General features: G+C 63.4%; 20 protein-coding genes. 11 read left to right on the top strand and 9 right to left on the bottom strand.

Going from position 1 to position 19462, the window contains the following annotated elements; translation table 11 throughout:
* Window positions 1–44 precede the first annotated feature (44 nt).
* The 3 genes from tfpB to AC3A6F_RS09930 all read right to left on the bottom strand — a co-directional run bounded on the left by tfpB (window position 45) and on the right by AC3A6F_RS09930 (window position 3315).
* The gene (gene tfpB / locus AC3A6F_RS09940; protein WP_487680218.1) at window positions 45–1841 is read right to left on the bottom strand and encodes a type IV pilus assembly ATPase TfpB; all 1797 of its coding nucleotides are present in this window, start codon (window positions 1839–1841) and stop codon (window positions 45–47) included.
* 19 nt (window positions 1842–1860) lie between these two features.
* Window positions 1861–2643: a spermine/spermidine synthase domain-containing protein gene (locus AC3A6F_RS09935; RefSeq protein ID WP_487680217.1), complete on the bottom strand. Its 783-nt coding sequence runs from the start codon at window positions 2641–2643 to the stop codon at window positions 1861–1863.
* A 126-nt stretch (window positions 2644–2769) separates the two neighbouring features.
* A complete protein-coding gene (locus AC3A6F_RS09930) occupies window positions 2770–3315 on the bottom strand; it encodes a glycine zipper 2TM domain-containing protein (protein ID WP_487680216.1) in 546 nt (181 codons plus the stop codon).
* Window positions 3316–3578: 263 nt separating this feature from the next.
* Between AC3A6F_RS09930 and AC3A6F_RS09925 the strand changes: the two genes are divergently transcribed.
* The 5 genes from AC3A6F_RS09925 (at window position 3579) to AC3A6F_RS09905 (ending at window position 8828) form a co-directional block, all read left to right on the top strand.
* A complete protein-coding gene (locus tag AC3A6F_RS09925) occupies window positions 3579–4106 on the top strand; it encodes a barstar family protein (protein WP_487680449.1) in 528 nt (175 codons plus the stop codon).
* A 63-nt stretch (window positions 4107–4169) separates the two neighbouring features.
* On the top strand, window positions 4170–4811 hold the full coding sequence (purN, locus tag AC3A6F_RS09920; protein ID WP_487680214.1) for a phosphoribosylglycinamide formyltransferase: 642 nt from the start codon (window positions 4170–4172) through the stop codon (window positions 4809–4811).
* A 12-nt stretch (window positions 4812–4823) separates the two neighbouring features.
* Entirely contained in the window at window positions 4824–6158 is a 1335-nt protein-coding gene (locus AC3A6F_RS09915) for an RsmB/NOP family class I SAM-dependent RNA methyltransferase (RefSeq protein WP_487680212.1), read from the top strand.
* Between the two features lie 9 nt (window positions 6159–6167).
* A complete protein-coding gene (locus AC3A6F_RS09910) occupies window positions 6168–7523 on the top strand; it encodes a mechanosensitive ion channel family protein (protein WP_487680210.1) in 1356 nt (451 codons plus the stop codon).
* A gap of 93 nt (window positions 7524–7616) precedes the next feature.
* Window positions 7617–8828, top strand: coding sequence for a DesA family fatty acid desaturase (locus AC3A6F_RS09905; protein ID WP_487680209.1), 1212 nt, complete (start codon window positions 7617–7619; stop codon window positions 8826–8828).
* A 70-nt stretch (window positions 8829–8898) separates the two neighbouring features.
* Here the strand turns inward: AC3A6F_RS09905 and AC3A6F_RS09900 are convergent, their stop codons facing one another.
* From AC3A6F_RS09900 to AC3A6F_RS09880, 5 genes are all read right to left on the bottom strand, one after another.
* Window positions 8899–10473 (bottom strand): DUF418 domain-containing protein, encoded by a 1575-nt coding sequence (locus tag AC3A6F_RS09900; RefSeq protein ID WP_487680207.1) that lies wholly within the window; start codon window positions 10471–10473, stop codon window positions 8899–8901.
* Between the two features lie 85 nt (window positions 10474–10558).
* Window positions 10559–10726, bottom strand: coding sequence for a 50S ribosomal protein L33 (gene rpmG, locus AC3A6F_RS09895; protein ID WP_005665735.1), 168 nt, complete (start codon window positions 10724–10726; stop codon window positions 10559–10561).
* 13 nt (window positions 10727–10739) lie between these two features.
* The gene (rpmB, locus tag AC3A6F_RS09890; protein ID WP_123069134.1) at window positions 10740–10976 is read right to left on the bottom strand and encodes a 50S ribosomal protein L28; all 237 of its coding nucleotides are present in this window, start codon (window positions 10974–10976) and stop codon (window positions 10740–10742) included.
* 220 nt (window positions 10977–11196) lie between these two features.
* Window positions 11197–11868: a RadC family protein gene (radC, locus tag AC3A6F_RS09885; RefSeq protein ID WP_123069133.1), complete on the bottom strand. Its 672-nt coding sequence runs from the start codon at window positions 11866–11868 to the stop codon at window positions 11197–11199.
* Window positions 11869–12034: 166 nt separating this feature from the next.
* Window positions 12035–13294, bottom strand: coding sequence for a styrene monooxygenase/indole monooxygenase family protein (locus tag AC3A6F_RS09880; protein WP_487680202.1), 1260 nt, complete (start codon window positions 13292–13294; stop codon window positions 12035–12037).
* A 192-nt stretch (window positions 13295–13486) separates the two neighbouring features.
* Here AC3A6F_RS09880 and AC3A6F_RS09875 point away from each other — a divergent pair, with 192 nt between their 5' ends.
* The 6 genes from AC3A6F_RS09875 to AC3A6F_RS09850 all read left to right on the top strand — a co-directional run bounded on the left by AC3A6F_RS09875 (window position 13487) and on the right by AC3A6F_RS09850 (window position 18782).
* Complete coding sequence (locus tag AC3A6F_RS09875; RefSeq protein WP_109348070.1) at window positions 13487–13939, top strand: FKBP-type peptidyl-prolyl cis-trans isomerase; 453 nt, start codon at window positions 13487–13489, stop codon at window positions 13937–13939.
* Window positions 13940–13956: 17 nt separating this feature from the next.
* Entirely contained in the window at window positions 13957–14916 is a 960-nt protein-coding gene (gene ispH / locus AC3A6F_RS09870; protein ID WP_487680200.1) for a 4-hydroxy-3-methylbut-2-enyl diphosphate reductase, read from the top strand.
* A 202-nt stretch (window positions 14917–15118) separates the two neighbouring features.
* Complete coding sequence (locus AC3A6F_RS09865; protein ID WP_487680198.1) at window positions 15119–16048, top strand: branched-chain amino acid ABC transporter permease; 930 nt, start codon at window positions 15119–15121, stop codon at window positions 16046–16048.
* 15 nt (window positions 16049–16063) lie between these two features.
* The gene (locus tag AC3A6F_RS09860) at window positions 16064–17275 is read left to right on the top strand and encodes an ABC transporter permease subunit (protein ID WP_487680196.1); all 1212 of its coding nucleotides are present in this window, start codon (window positions 16064–16066) and stop codon (window positions 17273–17275) included.
* Between the two features lie 14 nt (window positions 17276–17289).
* Window positions 17290–18060: an ABC transporter ATP-binding protein gene (locus tag AC3A6F_RS09855; protein ID WP_487680194.1), complete on the top strand. Its 771-nt coding sequence runs from the start codon at window positions 17290–17292 to the stop codon at window positions 18058–18060.
* Window positions 18060–18782, top strand: coding sequence for an ABC transporter ATP-binding protein (locus tag AC3A6F_RS09850; RefSeq protein ID WP_487680192.1), 723 nt, complete (start codon window positions 18060–18062; stop codon window positions 18780–18782). The genes AC3A6F_RS09855 and AC3A6F_RS09850 overlap by 1 nt, the downstream gene beginning before the upstream one ends.
* A 92-nt stretch (window positions 18783–18874) precedes the next feature.
* On the opposite strand, the gene AC3A6F_RS09845 is transcribed toward AC3A6F_RS09850, so the two are convergent.
* Window positions 18875–19459 carry a phasin family protein gene (locus tag AC3A6F_RS09845; protein ID WP_487680190.1) on the bottom strand — a complete coding sequence of 195 codons (585 nt, stop codon included), beginning with the start codon at window positions 19457–19459 and terminating at the stop codon, window positions 18875–18877.
* Window positions 19460–19462: the final 3 nt, after the last annotated feature.

The raw sequence follows: 19462 nt of genomic DNA, 5'->3' as shown, positions 1-19462 counted from the left end.
GGTTTGCGCTAGGGTGGCCCAACATTTTCGGCACAAGCCCCCGCTCACGCCAGCGCCGACGTCACCTTCAGCACCTCATCCGCCGTCGTCACGCCTTCGACCACTTTCATCGCCCCCGCAATGCGCAGCGGCTTCATTCCATCCTTCACGCTCTGCTCGCGCAAGGTCCGCATCTCGCCCGACTCACGAATCAAACGCCCGAACCCTTCGCTCACGGTCAGCAGTTCATAAATCCCAGTCCGCCCCCGATACCCGGTCTGCCGGCACTCCGGACACCCCACAGCCCGATACACGGTCGCAGGCTTCGCGATCTTCCACGCCCCGCCAATGCCGTCCCACACCTCATCGCTCAATTCCCCGCCCGGCGCCTTGCACACAGGGCAGAGCGTACGCACCAGCCGCTGCGCCATCACGCCGATCAGGGTCGCCTCCAGCAGATAATCCGGCACGCCCAATTCCAGCAGGCGCACCACCGCCGACGGCGCATCGTTGGTATGCAGTGTCGAAAACACCAGGTGTCCTGTCAGCGCCGCCTGGATCGCCATCTCGGCCGTTTCCAGGTCGCGGATCTCGCCCACCATGATGATGTCCGGATCCTGCCGCATCAGCGAACGCACGCCGTCGGCAAACGACAGGTCGATCCCCGGCTGCACCTGCATCTGGTTGAATGCAGGTTCGACCATCTCGATCGGATCCTCGACCGTGCACACATTTACTTCGCTGGTCGCCAGCGCCTTGAGCGTCGTGTACAGCGTCGTGGTCTTGCCCGATCCCGTCGGACCGGTCACGAGAATGATGCCGTGCGGACGACGAGTCAGTCCATCCCAGCGCTGCGCATCGTCAGGCGGGAATCCCAGTTCCGGCAGGGTCTTGACCACCACTTCCGGATCGAAGATACGCATCACCAGTTTTTCGCCGAACGCGGTCGGCATCGTCGACAGCCGCAATTCGACTTCCTGGCCGCCCGCGGTGCGCGTCTTGATGCGGCCGTCCTGCGGCCGGCGTTTTTCGATCACGTCCATCCGCCCCAACAGCTTGATGCGCGCGGTCATCGCGATCATCACCGCCGCCGGCACCTGATAGACCTGGTGCAGCACGCCATCGATACGAAAACGCACGGTCGCGAATTCGCGCTTGGGTTCGAGGTGGATATCCGAGGCGCGCTGTTCGAAGGCATAGCCCCACAGCCAGTCGACGATATTGACGATGTGCTGGTCGTTGGCGTCGAACTGCTTGTTCGATTTTCCCAGTTCGACCAGCTGCTCGAAGTTGTTGCGCATCGCGACGTCCTGCCCGCTGCTGCGGCTCGCGTCGCGGATCGACTTGGCCAGCGCGAAGAACTGCGAAATGTATTGAGCGATGTCGAGCGGATTGGCCAATACGAGCTCGATGCGGCGGCGCGAGACCTTGGCGATCTCGGGTTCCCATTCGGTCAGCGCCGGATCGGCCGTTGCCACCACCAAGGTGGTGGCCGTCATTTCCACCGGCAGGATATTGAAGCGCGCCGCATAGCTGGCCGACATCACGTCCGCCACTTTCGTAAAATCGATCTTGAGCGGGTCGATGCGAATGAAAGGCAGGCCGACCTTGGCTGCGCACCATTCGGTCAGCACATCCAGCGTCAGCAGGCGGTGCGGCGGCAGGTGCGACAGCAGTTTGCACTGCGCCACCGCCGTCAGCGGATGCATGATGCCCGGCGCATTTTTCAGTATCCCCTGGGCCTGGGCGAAATCGGCTTTGACTTTATCCTTGGTGACGATCCCGTCGGCCAGCAGCCACGAGAAAATCGATTGCAGGTCGAGCTTGCGCAGGCTGGCGGGTTTTTGCGGGATGGCGTTCACGGTGGCCCTGGCTGAATGGTCAATCGGTGGCGAACAATCCCTTGACCCAGGATTTCGCAGGCAGCTTGGTCTGCGCCACGATCTGCGCGGCGCGCGTCGCGAGCGCGTCCTTGTCGAGCGTGGGGCGGGTCTTGAAGCACAGCGCCACCACATTCCCGTCGTGCACCTCGGGCAGGCAGATCACGTGGCCGAAGGCAAACTTCATCGCCTTGACGTTCTTGGCGAAGCTCGGGTGGTCGCCGAACAGGTTGACGGTCATGATGCCATCCTGCGTCAGGCAGGCGGCGCAGGCCTGGTAGAACTCGGGCGTGTCGAGCACGGGGCCGCGCGCGGTGGCGTCGTACAGGTCGCACTGCAGTACGTCATAGGCTTCGTGGTTGGCTGGATCCTCGACGAAGTCGAGCGCATCCATCTCCAGCACGCGCAGGCGCTCGTCCTCGGGCGGCAGCTTGAACATCGAGTTGCAGATCGCGATCACGGATTCGTTGAGTTCGACGGCGGTGACGCTCGCCTCGGGGAACTGGCGATAGCAGAACTTGGTCAGGGTGGCCGTTCCCAGGCCGAGCTGGGCAATGGCCTGCGGCGTCTCGATGAACAGCATCCACGCCATCATCTGCTGCGCGTATTCCAGTTCGGGCCAGTCGGGCTTGCGGATGCGCATGGCGCCTTGCACCCATTCCGTGCCGAAGTGGAGATAACGGACACCGTCCTGTTCGGACAGCGTGACGGGTGCGAATTTCGGTTTGCGCGCGGGACGGCGGGAGGATTCGACTTGTTCGATGGATTTGCGTTTGATGAGCATAGAGAAGCCTGGTGGAATCGCCCTATTATCGGGGGCGGGTTCCCCCAGCACAAGCTCGGGATAGGTTCTAGATGCAACAACGCGGCCTCATGGGCCGCGTTGCTCGATATCCAACGATATGGACGATCAGTACTGGCTGTATGCCTGGCCCTGGCCGTTGTAGCTGTCCAGCGGCTCGACCGAGACGCGCAGGCGCACGCGGTTGCCCGGGTCGCGGCTCATCAGCGACGTGTAGTTCTGGCCACGGTATTCATAGGTCACGTTGTAGCCGGCGGTGCGCGATTCGATCGCTTCCACGGTGCGGCATTGCTGCACAGCTTGCTCTTGCACACTGCTGCCTTGCGGACGGCCATTGTTCTGGACACGGTCGCCCACCATGGCGCCGGCGATCGCGCCCGCTGCCGATGCGGCCACTTTGCCGTTGCCGCCGCCGACCTGGCTGCCCAGCAGCGCGCCGGCGATACCGCCGATAATCGTGCCGCCGGCGCCGCGTTCCTGCTGCACCGGCACTTGCACGTATTCGGTACGGCATTCCTGGCGCGGGGTACGGACCTGCTCGAGACGCGGCTCGACCCGCACCACGCGGCCGAAGTCTTCGAAGTCGGCGGCCTGGGCCAGCGGCAGGATGGCGATGCCGAGTGCCGAGATGATCAGTTTGGCTTGCAAGTTCATGGTAGTACCTCGTTGAGTGGTGCGACTTGGTTCGTCGATTCGTTACAGACTTGATGGTACGCCTATCGCAAAAAACCATCGAATCCGCGTGGCAACAAAATGTAACAGCCAATAAAGCGCGCAACAACTCGCGCCAGAATGAAACCGGCCCCCAATACGGCGTTTTCGTGTCACATACGTACCTACCGATTCTTACAAATAGGCATCTGAAACTCACATTTGGGTTGCTTCCAATACCACAAAACGTTACCCTTACACAAATCATGGACTTATTGGCGTATAGCAACGACAGCGAGGTAAGAAGTAGCAGCGCTACCCAGCGCCGCGAGGGGTGGCGCCATGGCGCGTTATTGACAGGTCGATTTGAGGAAAAAATGAGTTTGTTGATGAGAGTGGCGCCAAATCTTGTTCAAGCGATTCGCGCGTTTAACGTTGGCGATTTGCAACAGGAGGCCGGGCGCCTCGGTCATCACTTCTTATATGCCCACTGCGCCAATACGCTCACCAAGCAGCAGGTCTGCGCCCGCATCGGCGAGAATTTTTATTTCCCCAAACCGTGCAGCAAGAATTTCGATGCGCTGCGCACCTGCCTGACCGAGACCATCTACGCAGCCGGCCCGCAGCCGGGCTTCATCGTGGTGCTCGAGCAGTTGCCGAGCGCTCAGAAGTTCGACAAGGAAGCGCGCGAAAACCTGCTCGATGTGTTCCGCGACGCGGCCGAATTCTGGGCCGAGAAAAAGGTGCCGTTCCGCGTGTTCTACTCGTTCGCGACGGTCCCGCCGACCGCCTGAGTCCAGGGGAAACCCTCCCTGAGGGCTGCGGTTGGCAGACGGCGTTACGGTACAATGCCGGCTATGAAAAACATCGTGATCCTCATTTCCGGCCGCGGAAGCAATATGGAAGCGGTCGTGCGCGCGGCCCAGGCTGAAGGCTGGCCTGCCCGTATTGCAGCGGTGATCAGCAACAAGCCCGATGCGGGTGGCCTGGCGTTTGCCCAGTCGCGCGGCATCCCGACCGCCGTGGTGTCGAACAAGGATTTCGCCACCCGCGCCGAATTCGACGCCAAGTTGCAGGAAGTCATCGACACCTTCCAGCCCGACCTGGTCGTGCTGGCCGGCTTCATGCGTATCCTGACCGCGCCCTTCGTTGAGCACTACGCGGGCCGGATGTTGAACATCCACCCGTCGCTGCTGCCCCTGTTCCCGGGGCTGCACACGCACCAGCAGGCGCTCGACGCCGGCATGACCGAACACGGCGCGACCGTGCATTTCGTCACCGCCGAACTCGATCATGGCCCGTCGGTGCTGCAGGCCAGGATTCCCGTCCTGCCGGGCGACACGCCGGACCTGCTGGCTGCCCGCCTGCTGGCCGAGGAACACAAGATCTACCCACGCGCCGTACGCCTGTTCATCGAAGACCGTCTGGTCATCGAAGACGGTGCGGTGCGCATCGTCGAGTCCATGGATCGCTCCCGGGCCGACGCCATCAGTATTTAATCAAGGATTTACATGAGATTGCCTCCAGCGATCGTCGCCAAGACCGAAGAAGTCTTGCGCGAGATTCTCCGTTTTACTTCGCCGGCCGACGTCACCCTGTCGCGCTTCTTCAAGGACAACCCGCGTTTCGGCGGCCGCGAGCGCGGCGTCATCGCCGAAGCCGTGTATGCCGTGCTGCGCAATAAATCGTTCTTCACCGACTTCGCCGGCCATGGCAACACGCCGTCGATGCGCAAGCTGGCCCTGCTGGGCCTGGCCGAGACCGTTGGCATCGACAGCATCGGCGGCCTGACCGAAGATGAGACCGATTTCCTTACCCGCATCAAGGAAGTCGACCGCAACCTGCTGCCGGGCCCGATCCGCGCCAACCTGCCGCAATGGCTGTACGACAAGCTGGTGGTCCAGTTCGGCGAGCAGGAGGCGCTGGAACTGGCGGCGGTGCTGAACACCCCGGCGCCGCTGGACCTGCGCGTCAATTCCATCAAGGCCGATCGCGACGACGTGATCGCCCAACTGGCGCAAGCGCCGATCGTGGCCGAGCCGATGCCGTTCGCGCCGCTGGGTCTGCGCGTGATGAAAAAGCCGGCGCTGCAGAACCTGCCGCTGTTCAAGGAAGGCGCGATCGAAGTGCAGGACGAGGGCAGCCAGGTGCTGGCCCAGATCGTCGGCGCGCGCCGTGGCGAAATGGTGGTCGACTTCTGCGCCGGCGCCGGCGGCAAGACGCTGGCCCTGGGTGCGCTGATGCGCAATACCGGCCGCCTGTATGCGTTCGACGTGTCCGAGAAGCGCCTGGCCAAGCTGAAACCGCGCATGGCGCGCAGCGGCCTGTCGAACGTGCATCCGGTGGTGATCGCGCACGAGCGCGATGCGAAAGTCAAACGCCTGGCCGGCAAGATCGACCGCGTGCTGGTCGACGCGCCGTGCTCGGGCCTGGGCACCCTGCGCCGCAACCCGGACGTCAAGTGGCGCCAGCAGCTGGGCGCCGTGGCGGAGATGCAAGAGAAGCAAGCCTCGATCCTGGACGCCGCCGCGCGCCTGGTCAAGGGCGGCGGCCGCCTGGTGTACGCCACCTGCAGCCTGCTGAACGAAGAGAACGACTTCATCGTCGAAGGCTTCCTGGCCAATCACGCCGACTTCGAACTCGTGCCGATGAGCCAGGTGCTGGCCGAGCAAAAGATCCCGCTCGAGATGGACAACTACCTGAAACTGCTGCCGCACAAGCATCAAACGGACGGCTTCTTCGCCGCCGTCCTGCAGCGCAAGGCGCTGGCCAAGCCGGCCAAGGCCGTCGTCGCCGATGACGCGGAAGCCGTGGACGACGCCGCCGCTGACGGTAAGGCCGAGTAAGGAGTCCCGATGCCGCTGTCAGACCTGCTGAGCGTCCTGCTGGACGACGCCCGCCGTCCCGCCATCGCCTGGCAGATCGTCGCCCTTGCCCTGTGCGTGGCGGTGGGCTGGGGCCTGGCGCGGCTGATCCACCGTTCGCTGCTGAAAGACCGGGCCCAGACGGGCGGCCTGATCAGTGTCGGCCTGGGCAGTTTCAGCCGCGTGCTGTGGCCGCTCCTGACCGTCGGTCTGCTGGCGCTGGCCAAGACCGTGCTGGAGCAATACCAGGGCGTGTCGCTGCTGCGCGTGGCGCTGCCGCTGTTCATCTCGCTGGCGGTGATCCGCACCTTCTTCTACCTGCTGCGGCGCGCCTTCGCGCGGCGCGGCCAGGTGGGGGCGGCATTGCAGACCTTCGAGAAGGTGTTCGCCTTCGGGGTCTGGATCGTCGTCGCCATGCACCTGACCGGCATCCTGCCGGATGTGATCAGGGTGCTCGAGAATACCGTCCTGCCGGTTGGCAAGAACAAGATTTCGATCGCCGACCTGCTGCAGGGCGCGATCTCGATCGTCGTGCTCATGATGCTGGCGCTGTGGGCCGGCGCCGCGCTCGAAGAACGCCTGATGGGTTTCGAGCGCATGCACAGCTCGCTCAGGGTGGCGATGGCGCGCGTGGGTCGCGCGGCCCTGATCCTGGTCGCGGTGCTGTTCAGCCTGTCGCTAGCCGGGCTCGACCTGACCGTGCTGTCGGTGTTCGGCGGCGCGCTGGGCGTCGGCCTCGGTCTGGGCATGCAGCGCATTGCCAGTAATTACGTGTCCGGTTTCATCATCCTGTTCGAGCGCAGCCTGTCGATCGGCGATCCGATCACGCTGGATAAATACTCCGGCAAGGTAGCGCGCATCAATACACGCTACACGGTGTTGCGCGGTTCCGACGGTACCCAGACCCTGCTGCCGAACGAGATGCTGATCACGGGCGTGGTGCTGAACCAGTCGGTCACCAACCGCAACATGCGCGCGGTCACCAAGCTGGTCGTGTCCTACGACAGCGACCTGTCCGTGGTCATGCCGCTGCTCGAAGAACAGCCGAAGGGCGTGGAGCGCGTGCTCGAGGCGCCGGCGCCGAACGTGCTGCTCAATGCCTTCGTGGCCGACGGCTACGAACTCGAGGTCGGCTTCTGGCTGGGCGACCCCGAGAACGGGCAGGGCGGGCCGATCTCCGACGTGAACCGCAAGATCTACGCACTTGTGCAGTCCGGCGCGATCAAACTTGGACATCCGTCGATGGACACGCGCTTGCTCGACGCCCATATCACCAGGGTGGCGGGGCGGACTCCACACGAAGAAGGCCAGGGCCACATCGGGGCTGGCGCAAATTTGGGCAAGTAAAACTGCCGTGCGGTAGTAGAACCACGTAAAATGCCCGGGTTATAGGTGTGCATTCACAGTGGTTGCACATCGGATAAGCCCTTTGGAGACTGAATGAATTTCTTTGACGACGCCTTGCACGCTGTGCTGTCGTTCCTGTCCACCGGCCTGCTCGATTTCTCGGCCTGGGAAATCGTGATCTACACGCTGGTGGTCACGCATATCACGATCGCCGCCGTGACGATCTACCTGCATCGTCACCAGGCGCACCGTGCGCTTGACCTGCATCCGATCCCGAGCCACTTCTTCCGCTTCTGGCTGTGGCTGACCACCGGTCAGGTCACCAAGGAATGGGCGTCGATCCACCGCAAGCACCACGCCAAGTGCGACACCGAAGAAGACCCGCACAGCCCGCAGACGCGCGGCATCCGTAAGGTGCTGTTCGAAGGCGCCGAGCTGTACCGTGCCGAAAGCAAGGTCAAGGAAACCATGGACAAGTACGGCCATGGCACGCCGGACGACTGGATCGAGCGCCATGTGTACACCGGCCGCAGCATGCTGGGTGTCGCGTCGCTGCTGGTGATCAACGTTGCCCTGTTTGGCGTGCTCGGCCTGACCGTGTGGGCGATCCAGATGATGTGGATCCCGATCACGGCCGCCGGCATCATCAATGGCCTGGGCCACTGGTGGGGTTATCGCAACTACGATTGCAACGATGCCGCGACCAATATCTTCCCGTGGGGCATCCTGATCGGTGGCGAAGAGCTGCACAATAACCACCACACCTATGCCACCTCGGCCAAGCTGTCGAGCAAGTGGTATGAGATCGACCTGGGCTGGGGCTATATCCGCATGCTCGAGATGGTCGGCCTGGCCAAGGTGAAGAAGGTGGCGCCGAAGCCGAAGCTGGACAAGGACAAGGCGCAAGCCGACTTCGACACCCTGCAGTCGGTGATCGCCAACCGCTACGACGTGATGGCCAAGTATGCCAAGTCGGTGCGCCACGCCTTCCATGAAGAATTCGAGCATCTTAAACACAAGGCGCAACTGGAATCGCGTTTCCTGAAAAGCTCGCGCAAGCTGATGCAGCGCGAGCCGGCCAAGCTGGAATCGTCGCAACAGCAGCAACTGGTCGAGTTGTTCCAGCACAGCAAGGCGTTGGAGACCATGCACACCATGCGCGTGGAGCTGGGCGCCATCTGGGAGCGCTCGCATTCGACCCGTGACCAGCTGCTGCACCAGCTGCAGGATTGGTGCAACCGCGCCGAAGCATCGAAGATCAAGGCACTGCAGGACTTTTCGATCCGCCTGCGCACCTATGCCTGATCCTGGCGGTCGGTAAATGGTAAAGACAACGGCTTCTTCGGAAGCCGTTGTTGTTTGTGCCGTTTGTGCCTTAAGCGCCACGCCGCATCGGCGGCCAGGTCAGATATGTCAGCGCCCGCCATGCCCATTCGAGCGGCCCGTACTGGAAGCGCGCCAGCCACCAGTGGCTGAACACGATTTGCAGCGCACACAGCAGTAGCGCGATGCAGACCTGCTCCGTCCTGCCGATACCCCACAGCCCCAGTCCGTGGGCATGGAACAGCAGGGAAAACACGAGCGACTGCATCAGGTAATTGCTCAGCGCCATACGTCCAAACGGCGCCAGGATGCGCACCCGGGCCAGCATGCCCTTGCTGTATAGCGCCAGCAGCACTGCCGCGACGTAGCCGAGCGAGGCGGGCAGGCTGCCGAGGGTCATCAAGGCGTTCGCCAGGTCATAGCCCCCGTCGTCGACGCCGGGCGGGCGGCCGGTGCTGATCAGACTGCTGAGCAGGCCAAGCCCAACCCCGAAGCCGATCCCGCCCACGGCCAGGCGCCTGAACAAGGGCAGGTGGCGGCCGGCGTTGGCGATCACGCCGGAGCGCACGAACCAGACCCCGACCAGGAACACGCTCACGCCCACCACCACGAAGCCGGTTTCGTCGCGCATCCGTGCCTCCAGGTGGCCGAGGCGCATCGCGACTGCGTCCGCATAGCTGCCGTTGGTGAGTACCTCCTTCTCTTCGATGCTGCGCGCCGTGCGCTCGCGGTATTGCAAGAGGGTGGCGGACGCGGCGTCGGTCTCTTCGCCGGTGGCGCTGACGCCCGATGTTGGCGCCAGCTGGGGCGCGAAGTGGCGGATGCCGCCGTCGAGCGCGGTCAGGCCATAGGTGAGCATGAAGATCGCGACGCCGGCCCGCAGCGGCCGCGCTCGTTCGGGCTGGTCGACACCCCAGGCCAACAGGCCGAGCAGCACGAGGACGGCGCCAATCGCCAGCAACGCCCCCATATCGCCCTCGCCGCGGACGACGTTGAGCACGGCCGCGAGCAGCATCAGGCTGCCCGGGACGATCGCCACCAGCGGAAACAGCGCGCGTTGTTCGCTGCGCAGGTACACGCCCACCAGGCCGGCGAACACGAGCGGCGTGACCAGCCAGCCGGCGAAGCCCAAGCCCGGCAGCTGGGCCAGCAGGGAGCACGCGGCCATGGCGCCGATCATCGGGCGTCCGCTGGCGAACAGCATCAGCATCAAGGCCAGTGCGCCGATCGCATAGCTGATCAGGATGTCGCCGCTCCATAGCAGCAGGTAGTGCAGCAGGCCGAACAGGCCGAGGACGGCGATCCGGCGGCCATAGGCGGGCAGGAAAGGGCGCTCGGCTGTGCGCGCGCGTTCCAGCATCAGGGCGAAACCCATGCCGAACAGCAGCGAGAAAATGGTCCAGAACTTGCCGCTGACAAAATACGCGGCGATAAAGGCCACCAGCCAGTCCAGGCCGTGCAATCCGGCCGGGATGCCGTTGCCGGTTTCGGCGACGGGGCGGTTGAAAAATTCGACGTTGGCGATGCAGATGCCGATCAGTGCGAAGCCGCGCAATACATCGAGGGCATCGAGACGGTCTTGGGTGGGGATGGGAACGAAGGTGGAAGAGGAAGGCGGACTGGTCATCCCCCGATGGTAGCGCGGATTGGCGGGACAACAAAAAAGCCGCCGGGCTTGCGCGCCGGCGGCTTCGTCAAGAAGACAAGATCGATTACTTGATCTTGGTTTCCTTGTAGATCACGTGCTTACGTGCTTTCGGGTCGAATTTGGTGATTTCCATCTTCGCCGGCATCGTGCGCTTGTTCTTGGTGGTGGTGTAGAAGTGACCGGTACCTGCGGTCGATTCCAGCTTGATTTTGTCGCGGCCAGTTTTTGCCATGATAGCTCCCTAATTAAACTTTTTCGCCGCGGGCGCGCATGTCGGCCAGCACGACGTCGATGCCGAGCTTGTCGATCACGCGCAGGCCGGCGTTCGACAGACGCAGCGAAACCCAACGGTTTTCGGATTCGACGTAGATGCGACGGTTCTGCAGGTTAGGCAGGAAACGACGCTTCGTTTTGTTGTTAGCGTGGGAGACGTTGTTACCAACCATCACACCCTTGCCGGTTACTTGGCAAACACGTGCCATAGTGCACTCCTTAAATATGTTCCAGACTTGGAAAAATGAGAGTATAGCGTGAAAAGCAAAGCGGAATCAATCACTTACGAAAAACAAAGGTGTCTTTTTCTAATGGAAAAATTTAACAATTCCTGATGAGTGTCGTAACTCGCTGTTTACGCTGTGTAATTTCAAGCAAACATCACAGCGTGCGTAAGGACGTGGGCGAGGCTTTGCTGAGGTTTATCGGTCACAACTGCCCACTCTCGGCGAAGGAATGCACCTGGTTGCCCGCCACCACGAAGTGGTCCAGCACCCGGATGTCGACCAGCGACAGCGCCTGCACCAGCGCGCTGGTGAGCCGCAGGTCGGCTTCGCTCGGCTCGGCCACGCCGGAAGGGTGGTTGTGGGCCAGGATCACGCCGGCCGCATTGCGCCGCAGCGCCGCCTTGACCACTTCGCGCGGATAGACGCTCGTATGCGTGAGCGTGCCCCTGAACATTTCCTCGCAATTGATCAGTCGATTCTTCACGTCCAGGAACAGCACCATGAACGATTCATGGGTCTGCAGCGCGAACTGGCTGCGCAGGTAGTGGCGCACCGCCTCGGGCGAGCACAGCGCCTCGCGCCGGAACTGCTCGGCCACCGCGCGCCGCGCCAGCTCGAGCGCGGCCTGCAGTTGCGCGTACTTGGCCGGGCCCAGGCCGTGCAGCCGGCCAAATTCTCCCGACTCGGCATGCAGCAGCCGGTGCAGCGAGCCGAAGTGCGCCAGCGTGTCGCCGGCCAGGGTCACCGCGCTTTTTCCCGCCACGCCTACGCGCAGGAAGATGGCCAGCAATTCGGTATCCGACAGCGCATGCGCTCCATCGCGCAGCAGGCGCTCGCGCGGACGGTCCTGCTCGGGCCAGTCGCAAATCCCCATATGACTCCTCGCCAAGGTGAGCGGCCGCCAGGGCATGGCCGCCTGCGTCACGATAGCGGTTTGCCGGGCCGGGCATGCCGGGCACGACAAAGACCTGCTTGACGCCGCTCTGGATGCCGACGCGGCGTCTGCGATAGCGGCGCTTGCAACTGCAGTTCGCCCGCGGTCAGCCGCCAGCCGGTTCCGGCGTAAAACCTTTCCCCTTGAGGTAGGCCATGGTCGCTTCCGCATCGCTGAACCAGGCATAGATTTTTTCCATCTCGCCCGCATTGTCGAACACGTCGCTGGCGATCTCGGGGATGACACTGGCGGCGTACAGCGCCAACTGCTGGTGTGGCTGCAGTTGCGTCACGAAATCCCGGGTCAGGTGGAAGGCATGGCGGGCCGTCTTCCAGTAGTCGAGGAATACCGCATCGATCCACTTTGCATCGAAGACCGCGTCGGGCGCCGCCAGGATGGCCTGGGCGGCGTGGTGGGCGATGCGCGACGCCGCGTTCAAGCCTTGCGCGGTCATCGGGTCATAGCTCACCAGGGCATCGCCCAGTGCCATCGCCACCTTGCCGGATGGGAGCCGGCCCACAGCATGCCTCACGGTGGGCGTGATCGCCCCCTGCATGGTTTCGTGCTCGACCAGCTCGGCCGCGGCGATCATCGCGTACACCTGCGGGCAGGCATCCTTGAGGTAGCGCCGCACCTGCTCGAACTGCGCGCGTACGCTTCCGCCGTGGCCCAGCAAGTCCAGCGGGCCGCCCGGTACGCCTTCGAACAGCAGCACCCAGGTCTTGGTGAGGTCGCGATCGAGGAAGTTATAGAACAGGCACTCGCCGATGCCAACGATACTGTTCAAGCCGTTCACATGGATGGCCGGGTCGATGTCGGGATCCATCACGCAGTTTTTCGCGAAGAACAGGGTCAGGTGGCGATAGGGCCGGTCGAGCTCGGAGCGTTCGGGATCGCGCGGGAACAGTTCCTGGAAGGTATTGTTCCCGGTGGTCACGAACACGGCATCGTGCGTGGCGGCCGCCTGTTCCAGCAAGGCCAGGTCGGCCGGACCGACCACGACGGAGCCTCCACGGCGCGGAAATTCCATCAGCCAGGTCGCATACTTCAGGCGCAGGTCGATCGCCTGCGCCGGCGACGACAGCATGGCGCCCGCCTGCAAGACTTTTTCGCCGTCGGGCGAGAACAGCTTCATTACCGTCGCGTCGATACGGGCGCCGTCGTAAGTGAACCAGAAATCCAGTGCCAGCTCCTGCTCGATGACGGTGCGCGGATGAAATTGGATGGCGATCGCGCCGGTCGGGCCGTTCAGCACCTCTTGCGAGCTGCGGTCGGTGTAGAGCGTCACCTCGCAGCCGTGCGACAGCAATTCGAAGCCGAGCTGCAAGCCGGCCTGGCCGGCGCCCACGATGGCAATTTTTTTCATGATGCTCCCTGAATCGGTTGGTCGAAAGTGAGAGCTACGCCCTGTGCATGGGATCAGATGCAGGAGGGGTGGTCGCGCGGCCTGCCTTCCCGTTTGACGTGTCGCCAAAAAAACAGGCAGCAAAGGCGCAAGCGGCGCGCCTGGCTTACAATAGCGCTTTGCCCCATCAGCTCTGCTTGCCACGCTAAGAACATGTCCAACGCTGCTCCCGTCGTCAACGAATCCTCTTACCTGACCCTGCATTACCGCCTGGCCGTCGCCGGCGGTTCGGATGTGGTCACGACCTTCAATGGCACGCCCGCCACCTTGCTGCTGGGCCAGGGCCAGCTGGCGCCATTCCTCGAGGCGCGCCTGATCGGCCTGCCGGAAGGCACGCACCAGACCTTCGAGCTCAGCGCTGCGGAAGCATTCGGCGAGCGCAATCCCGAGCTGATCCAGTCGGTGTCGAAAGCCACGCTCGAAGAAAACTCGGTGCCGGGCACCGAGTACAACGTGGGCGAGGTGGTCGAGTTCAACGCGCCGAAAGGCGGCCGTTTTGCCGGCGTGCTGCTGGAATCGCGCGCCGACTCGGCCCTGTTCGATTTCAACCACCCGATGGCCGGCCGCGCCCTGCAATTCGAAGTGAAACTGATTTCGGTTCTGTAAGGACGACAGGAATAATGATGGAAAACGAAATTCTGCTGGCCCAGCCGCGCGGCTTCTGCGCCGGCGTGGACCGCGCGATCGAAATCGTCGAGCGCGCCCTGAAACAATTTGGCGCGCCGATCTACGTGCGCCACGAAATCGTCCACAACGCTTATGTGGTCGAAGACCTGCGCACCAAGGGCGCGATCTTCATCGAGGAACTCGAAGACGTCCCGCCAGGTAACACGCTGGTGTTCTCGGCCCACGGCGTCTCGAAGGCCGTGCGCGCCGACGCCGAGGCGCGCGGGCTCACCATCTTCGACGCCACCTGCCCGCTGGTGACCAAGGTCCATGTGGAAGTGGCGAAGATGCGCAAGCAAGGCGCCGAGATCATCATGATCGGCCACGACGGCCACCCCGAGGTCGAAGGCACCATGGGCCAGGCCGAAGAAGGCATGCACCTGGTCGAGACGGTCGACGATGTGCAGAAGCTGCAAGTGCGTAACCCGGAACTGCTGGCCTATGTGTCGCAGACGACCCTGTCGGTGGACGACACCCTGGACATCATCGCAGCGCTCAAGGCGCGCTTCCCGAGCATCATCGAGCCGAAGAAGGGCGACATCTGCTACGCCACCACCAACCGCCAGGAAGCCGTGAAGTTCATGGCGCCGCAGGTCGAGGTCGTGGTCGTCGTGGGTAGCCCGAACAGCTCGAACTCGAACCGCCTGCGCGAAGTGGCCGAAAAAATGGGCACGCCGGCCTATATGGTCGACAACGCCGGCAAGATCGACCCCAGCTGGATCGCGGGCAAGAAGCGGATCGGCGTGACCGCCGGCGCCTCGGCGCCCGAGGTGCTGGTGCAGGCTGTGATCGACCGCTTGAAAGAACTGGGCGCGGCCAGCGTGCGTGCGCTCGAAGGCGTCGAAGAACACGTGACCTTCCCGCTGCCGAAAGGCCTGGACGGCGCAAGGACCGAGCCGGCAGCGCCTTCCGCCTGAACTTTATTTTTCGTTTTCTCAGAAAACAAAATTTGCTACAGCAGCGATTAACCGTAATTAGTTTTCCAAAAGCCAAGTTATGATGGCGAGCTCGGAAAATTAGTCGTGGTGAACCAGACCATGAGCGGCACTTCGGGAGTCATCCCGCGGTGCCGTTTTTGCTGGACGCTGAACGGGACAGGTTCTTAATACAGGCGGAACGATGGAAACCTTTATTCAACAGCTACTGAACGGCCTGGTGCTGGGCAGTATGTATGCGCTGGTCGCGCTCGGCTACACGATGGTGTACGGCGTGCTCAACCTGATCAACTTCGCCCACGGCGACGTGCTGATGATCGGCGCCATGATCGGCCTGACGATCCTGCAACTGCTCGAGGCGTACATTCCCGGCCTGCCGGGCTATGTCCAGCTGGCGGCCGCCATCCTCGGCGCCATTCCCCTCACCATGCTGGTCAGCATCCTGATCGAGCGCGTCGCCTACCGCCGCCTGCGCAACGCGCCGCGGCTGGCGCCCCTGATCACGGCGATCGGCGTCTCGATCCTGCTGCAGACCTTCGCCATGATGATCTGGGGCCGCAGCCCGATCCCGTTCCCGCAACTGCTGTCGTCCGAACCGATCATGATCGGCGGCGCCATGATCTCGCAGACGCAAGTGCTGCTGCTGGTGCTGGCGGCCGTCGCCATGGGCGCCCTGGTGCTGCTGGTCGAGCGCACCAGGATGGGCCGCGCGATGCGCGCCGTGGCCGAAAACCCGCGCGTGGCCGGCCTGATGGGCGTGGACGCGAACCGCGTGATCGTCGCCACCTTCGCCATCGGCGCCGCGCTGGCGGCCGTCGCCGGCGTGATGTGGGGCGCCAACTATGCGTCGATTACCTTCACCATGGGCGTGCTGCCGGGCCTGAAGGCCTTCTGCGCCGCGGTGCTGGGCGGGATCGGCAACATCTATGGCGCCATGCTCGGCGGCCTGCTGCTGGGGATCATCGAGGCGCTGGGCGCCGGCTATATCGGCGACCTCACCGGCGGCTTCCTCGGCAGCCACTACCAGGACATCTTCGCCTTCGTGGTGCTGATCCTGGTCCTGACCCTGCGGCCGTCCGGCATCATGGGCGAGCGCGTGGCCGACCGCGCCTGATACACGGAGCACACCATGGCACTCCTTACTTTTGATACCCAGCACAAGCCGCGCCAGGCCTATATCAGCATGGCGGCGGTGCTGATCCTGATGCTGATCTTCCCCTTCGTCGCCTCGCAGTTCGGCAACTCGTGGGTGCGCATCATCGACATCGCGCTGCTGTACATCATGCTGGCGCTGGGCCTGAACATCGTGGTCGGCTTCGCGGGCCTGCTCGACCTGGGCTACATCGCCTTCTTCGCGGTCGGCGCCTACCTGGTCGGCCTGTTCTCGTCGCCGCAGTTCGCGGCGCTGCTCGAGTCACTGATCTATTATTCGCCGGCGCTCGGCGAGGCATTGGTGGCCTTCTTCGGTCCCGAGATCGCCACCAACGGCATCCACCTGTCGCTGTGGGCCATCGTGCCGCTGGCGGCGCTGTTCGCCGCCCTGTGCGGCGCGCTCTTGGGCGCTCCGACCCTCAAGCTGCGCGGCGACTACCTGGCCATCGTGACGCTGGGCTTCGGCGAGATCATCCGCATCTTCATGAACAACCTGAACGACCCGATCAACTTCACCAACGGGCCGCAGGGGATCAATATGATCGACCCGATCCGCGTGTTCGGGGTGTCGCTGGCGGGCGAGCCGGGCACCAATGCCAACGTCATGATCGGCGACTACGCGATGCCCTCGGTGAACGCCTATTACTTCCTGTTCCTGGCGATGGTGATCGCGACGATCTTCATCACCAGCCGCCTGCAGCATTCGCGCCTGGGCCGGGCCTGGGTGGCGATCCGCGAAGACGAGATCGCCGCCAAGGCGATGGGCATCAATACCCGCAACGTCAAGCTGCTGGCCTTCGCCATGGGTGCATCCTTTGGCGGCGTGGCCGGCGCGATGTTCGGCGCCTTCCAGGGCTTCGTGTCGCCCGAATCGTTCTCGCTGACCGAGTCGATCGCGGTGCTGGCGATGGTGGTCCTGGGAGGCATCGGCCACATCCCGGGCGTGGTGCTGGGCGGCGTGCTGCTGGCGGCCTTGCCCGAGGTGCTGCGCCACGTGGTCGATCCGCTGCAGCAGGCCGTGTTCGGCAAGGTGATCATCGAGGCCGAGGTGCTGCGCCAGCTGCTGTACGGCCTGGCCCTGGTGCTGATCATGCTGATCCGCCCGGCCGGCCTGTGGCCGTCGCCGAACAAGGAAGAGCGTCCCAACGCCGCTTTGGCGCGCGAGGAAGAAGAAGGTTTGAGCGCGTGATGAGTGAACAGACCATGAGCGAACAAATCCTCCTCGATATCCAGGGCGTGAACAAGCGCTTCGGCGGCCTGCAGGCGCTGACCGACGTCGGCATCCGGATCATGCAGGGCCAGATCTATGGCCTGATCGGCCCCAACGGCGCCGGCAAGACCACGTTCTTCAACGTGATCACGGGCCTGTACCAACCGGACAGCGGCAGCTTCGCGCTGGCCGGCAAGCCGTATTCGCCGTCGGCGCCGCATGACGTGGCCAAGGCCGGCATCGCCCGCACCTTCCAGAACATCCGCCTGTTCGGCGAGATGAGCGCACTCGAGAACGTGATGGTCGGGCGCCATGTGCGCACGAAGCATGGCGTGCTGGGCGCGATCCTGCGCCACAAGGCGGCGCGCGAAGAGGAAGCCGCGATCCGCCTGCGCGCCCAGGAACTGCTCGATTTCGTGGGCATCGGCCAGTTCGCCAACCGCACCGCCAAATTCCTGTCGTACGGCGACCAGCGCCGCCTGGAAATCGCGCGCGCGCTCGCCACCGATCCGCAACTCTTGGCGCTGGACGAACCGGCGGCCGGCATGAACGCCACCGAAAAGCTGGCGCTGCGCGAGCTGCTGGTGAAAATCAAGGCCGAGGGCCGGACCGTGCTGCTGATCGAGCACGACGTCAAGCTGATGATGGGCCTGTGCGACCGCATCACAGTGCTCGAATACGGCAAGCAGATTGCCGAAGGCCTGCCGGGCGAGATCCAGAAAAACCAGGCCGTGATCGATGCCTATCTTGGAGGTGCCCACTGATGGCTGACATCGTTCTGAAAATCGCCGGCCTGAAGGTCGCCTACGGCGGCATCAAGGCGGTCAAGGGCGTCGACCTCGAGGTGGCGAAAGGCGAGCTGGTGACGCTGATCGGCGCCAACGGCGCCGGCAAGACCACGACCCTGAAGGCCATCACCGGCACGCTCCCGCCGTGCAAGGTCGAGGGGACGATCGAGTATCTCGGCCAGCCGCTGCGCGGCACGCAGTCGTTCCGGATGGTGCGCCAGAAGCTGGCCATGGTGCCGGAAGGGCGGGGCGTGTTCACCCGCATGTCGATCCACGAAAACCTGCTGATGGGCGCGTATACCCGTGACGACAAGGCCGCGATCGATGCCGACATCGAGAAGTGGTACACCGTCTTCCCGCGCCTGAAAGAGCGCTCCAGCCAGCTGGCCGGCACCCTGTCGGGCGGCGAGCAGCAGATGCTGGCCATGGCGCGCGCATTGATGTGCCATCCGACCCTGCTGCTGCTGGACGAACCGTCGATGGGCCTGGCCCCGATCATGGTCGAGAAGATCTTCGAGGTGATCCGCGACGTGTCGCAGCAAGGCATCACGATCCTGCTGGTGGAGCAGAACGCGAAACTGGCGCTGCAGGCCGCGCATCGCGGCTACGTGATGGATTCGGGCGCGATCACCATGACCGGCAATGCGCGCGATATGTTGAACGATCCGCGGGTGCAGGCGGCGTATCTCGGCGAATGATGCCGCCGATCGTGTGATTGGCACGCAAACAACAAAAAAGGCCGACAGACGCGATTGCGTCTGTCGGCCTTTCTTATTTGACCAGCCGCAGCTTAGGCCGCAGCGGCAGCCGTGGCAGCGCTGGCAGCATTGCCAGCTTTAGCAGCATTCGCAGAAAATTGCGACACGGCGGCGTTCACATTGCTTTCCAGCGCTTCGACCGCCTGCTTGGAGGTCTTGCTGAATTGCTCGTAGCCGGCGTTGGCGTTGCTGATCGCGGTCTTGACGGCGGCGACGAAGCTTTCCGAACCGGCTGGGGCGTTCTTGCTCACTTCGTCGACCAGCGAGATGACTTTGCGGTTGGCTTCGACGATCTGGCTTTCGGCAGCTTTCGAGAATTCGGCGCCGGTGCCGGTGGCGATCGAGGCCAGCTGGCGGCTGTACGACAGGGCTTTCTCGGCGTTCGGCTGGGCTTGCGAGGCGGTCAGCGAGAAGAATTCTTGTGGGTCCTTGGCGCTGAGCAGCTGGCGAGCAGCGGCCGACGAATCTTCGAGGGTCGAGCGCGCGGTGCTGATGTTCAGTTCAACCAGCTTCTCCACGCCTTCGAAGGTCTTCGAAGTCAGTGCCGAAAACAGGGCGAATTGGGATTCCAGGCTGGCCTTGGTGGCGTTCGAAAATTGTTCAGGGATTGCAAACATGTG

The sequence above is a fragment of the Massilia sp. Soil_C_3 genome (genome assembly GCF_057657035.1).
Note: the sequence above shows the minus strand (reverse complement) of the source record. Positions and strands in the feature narration are given on the sequence as shown.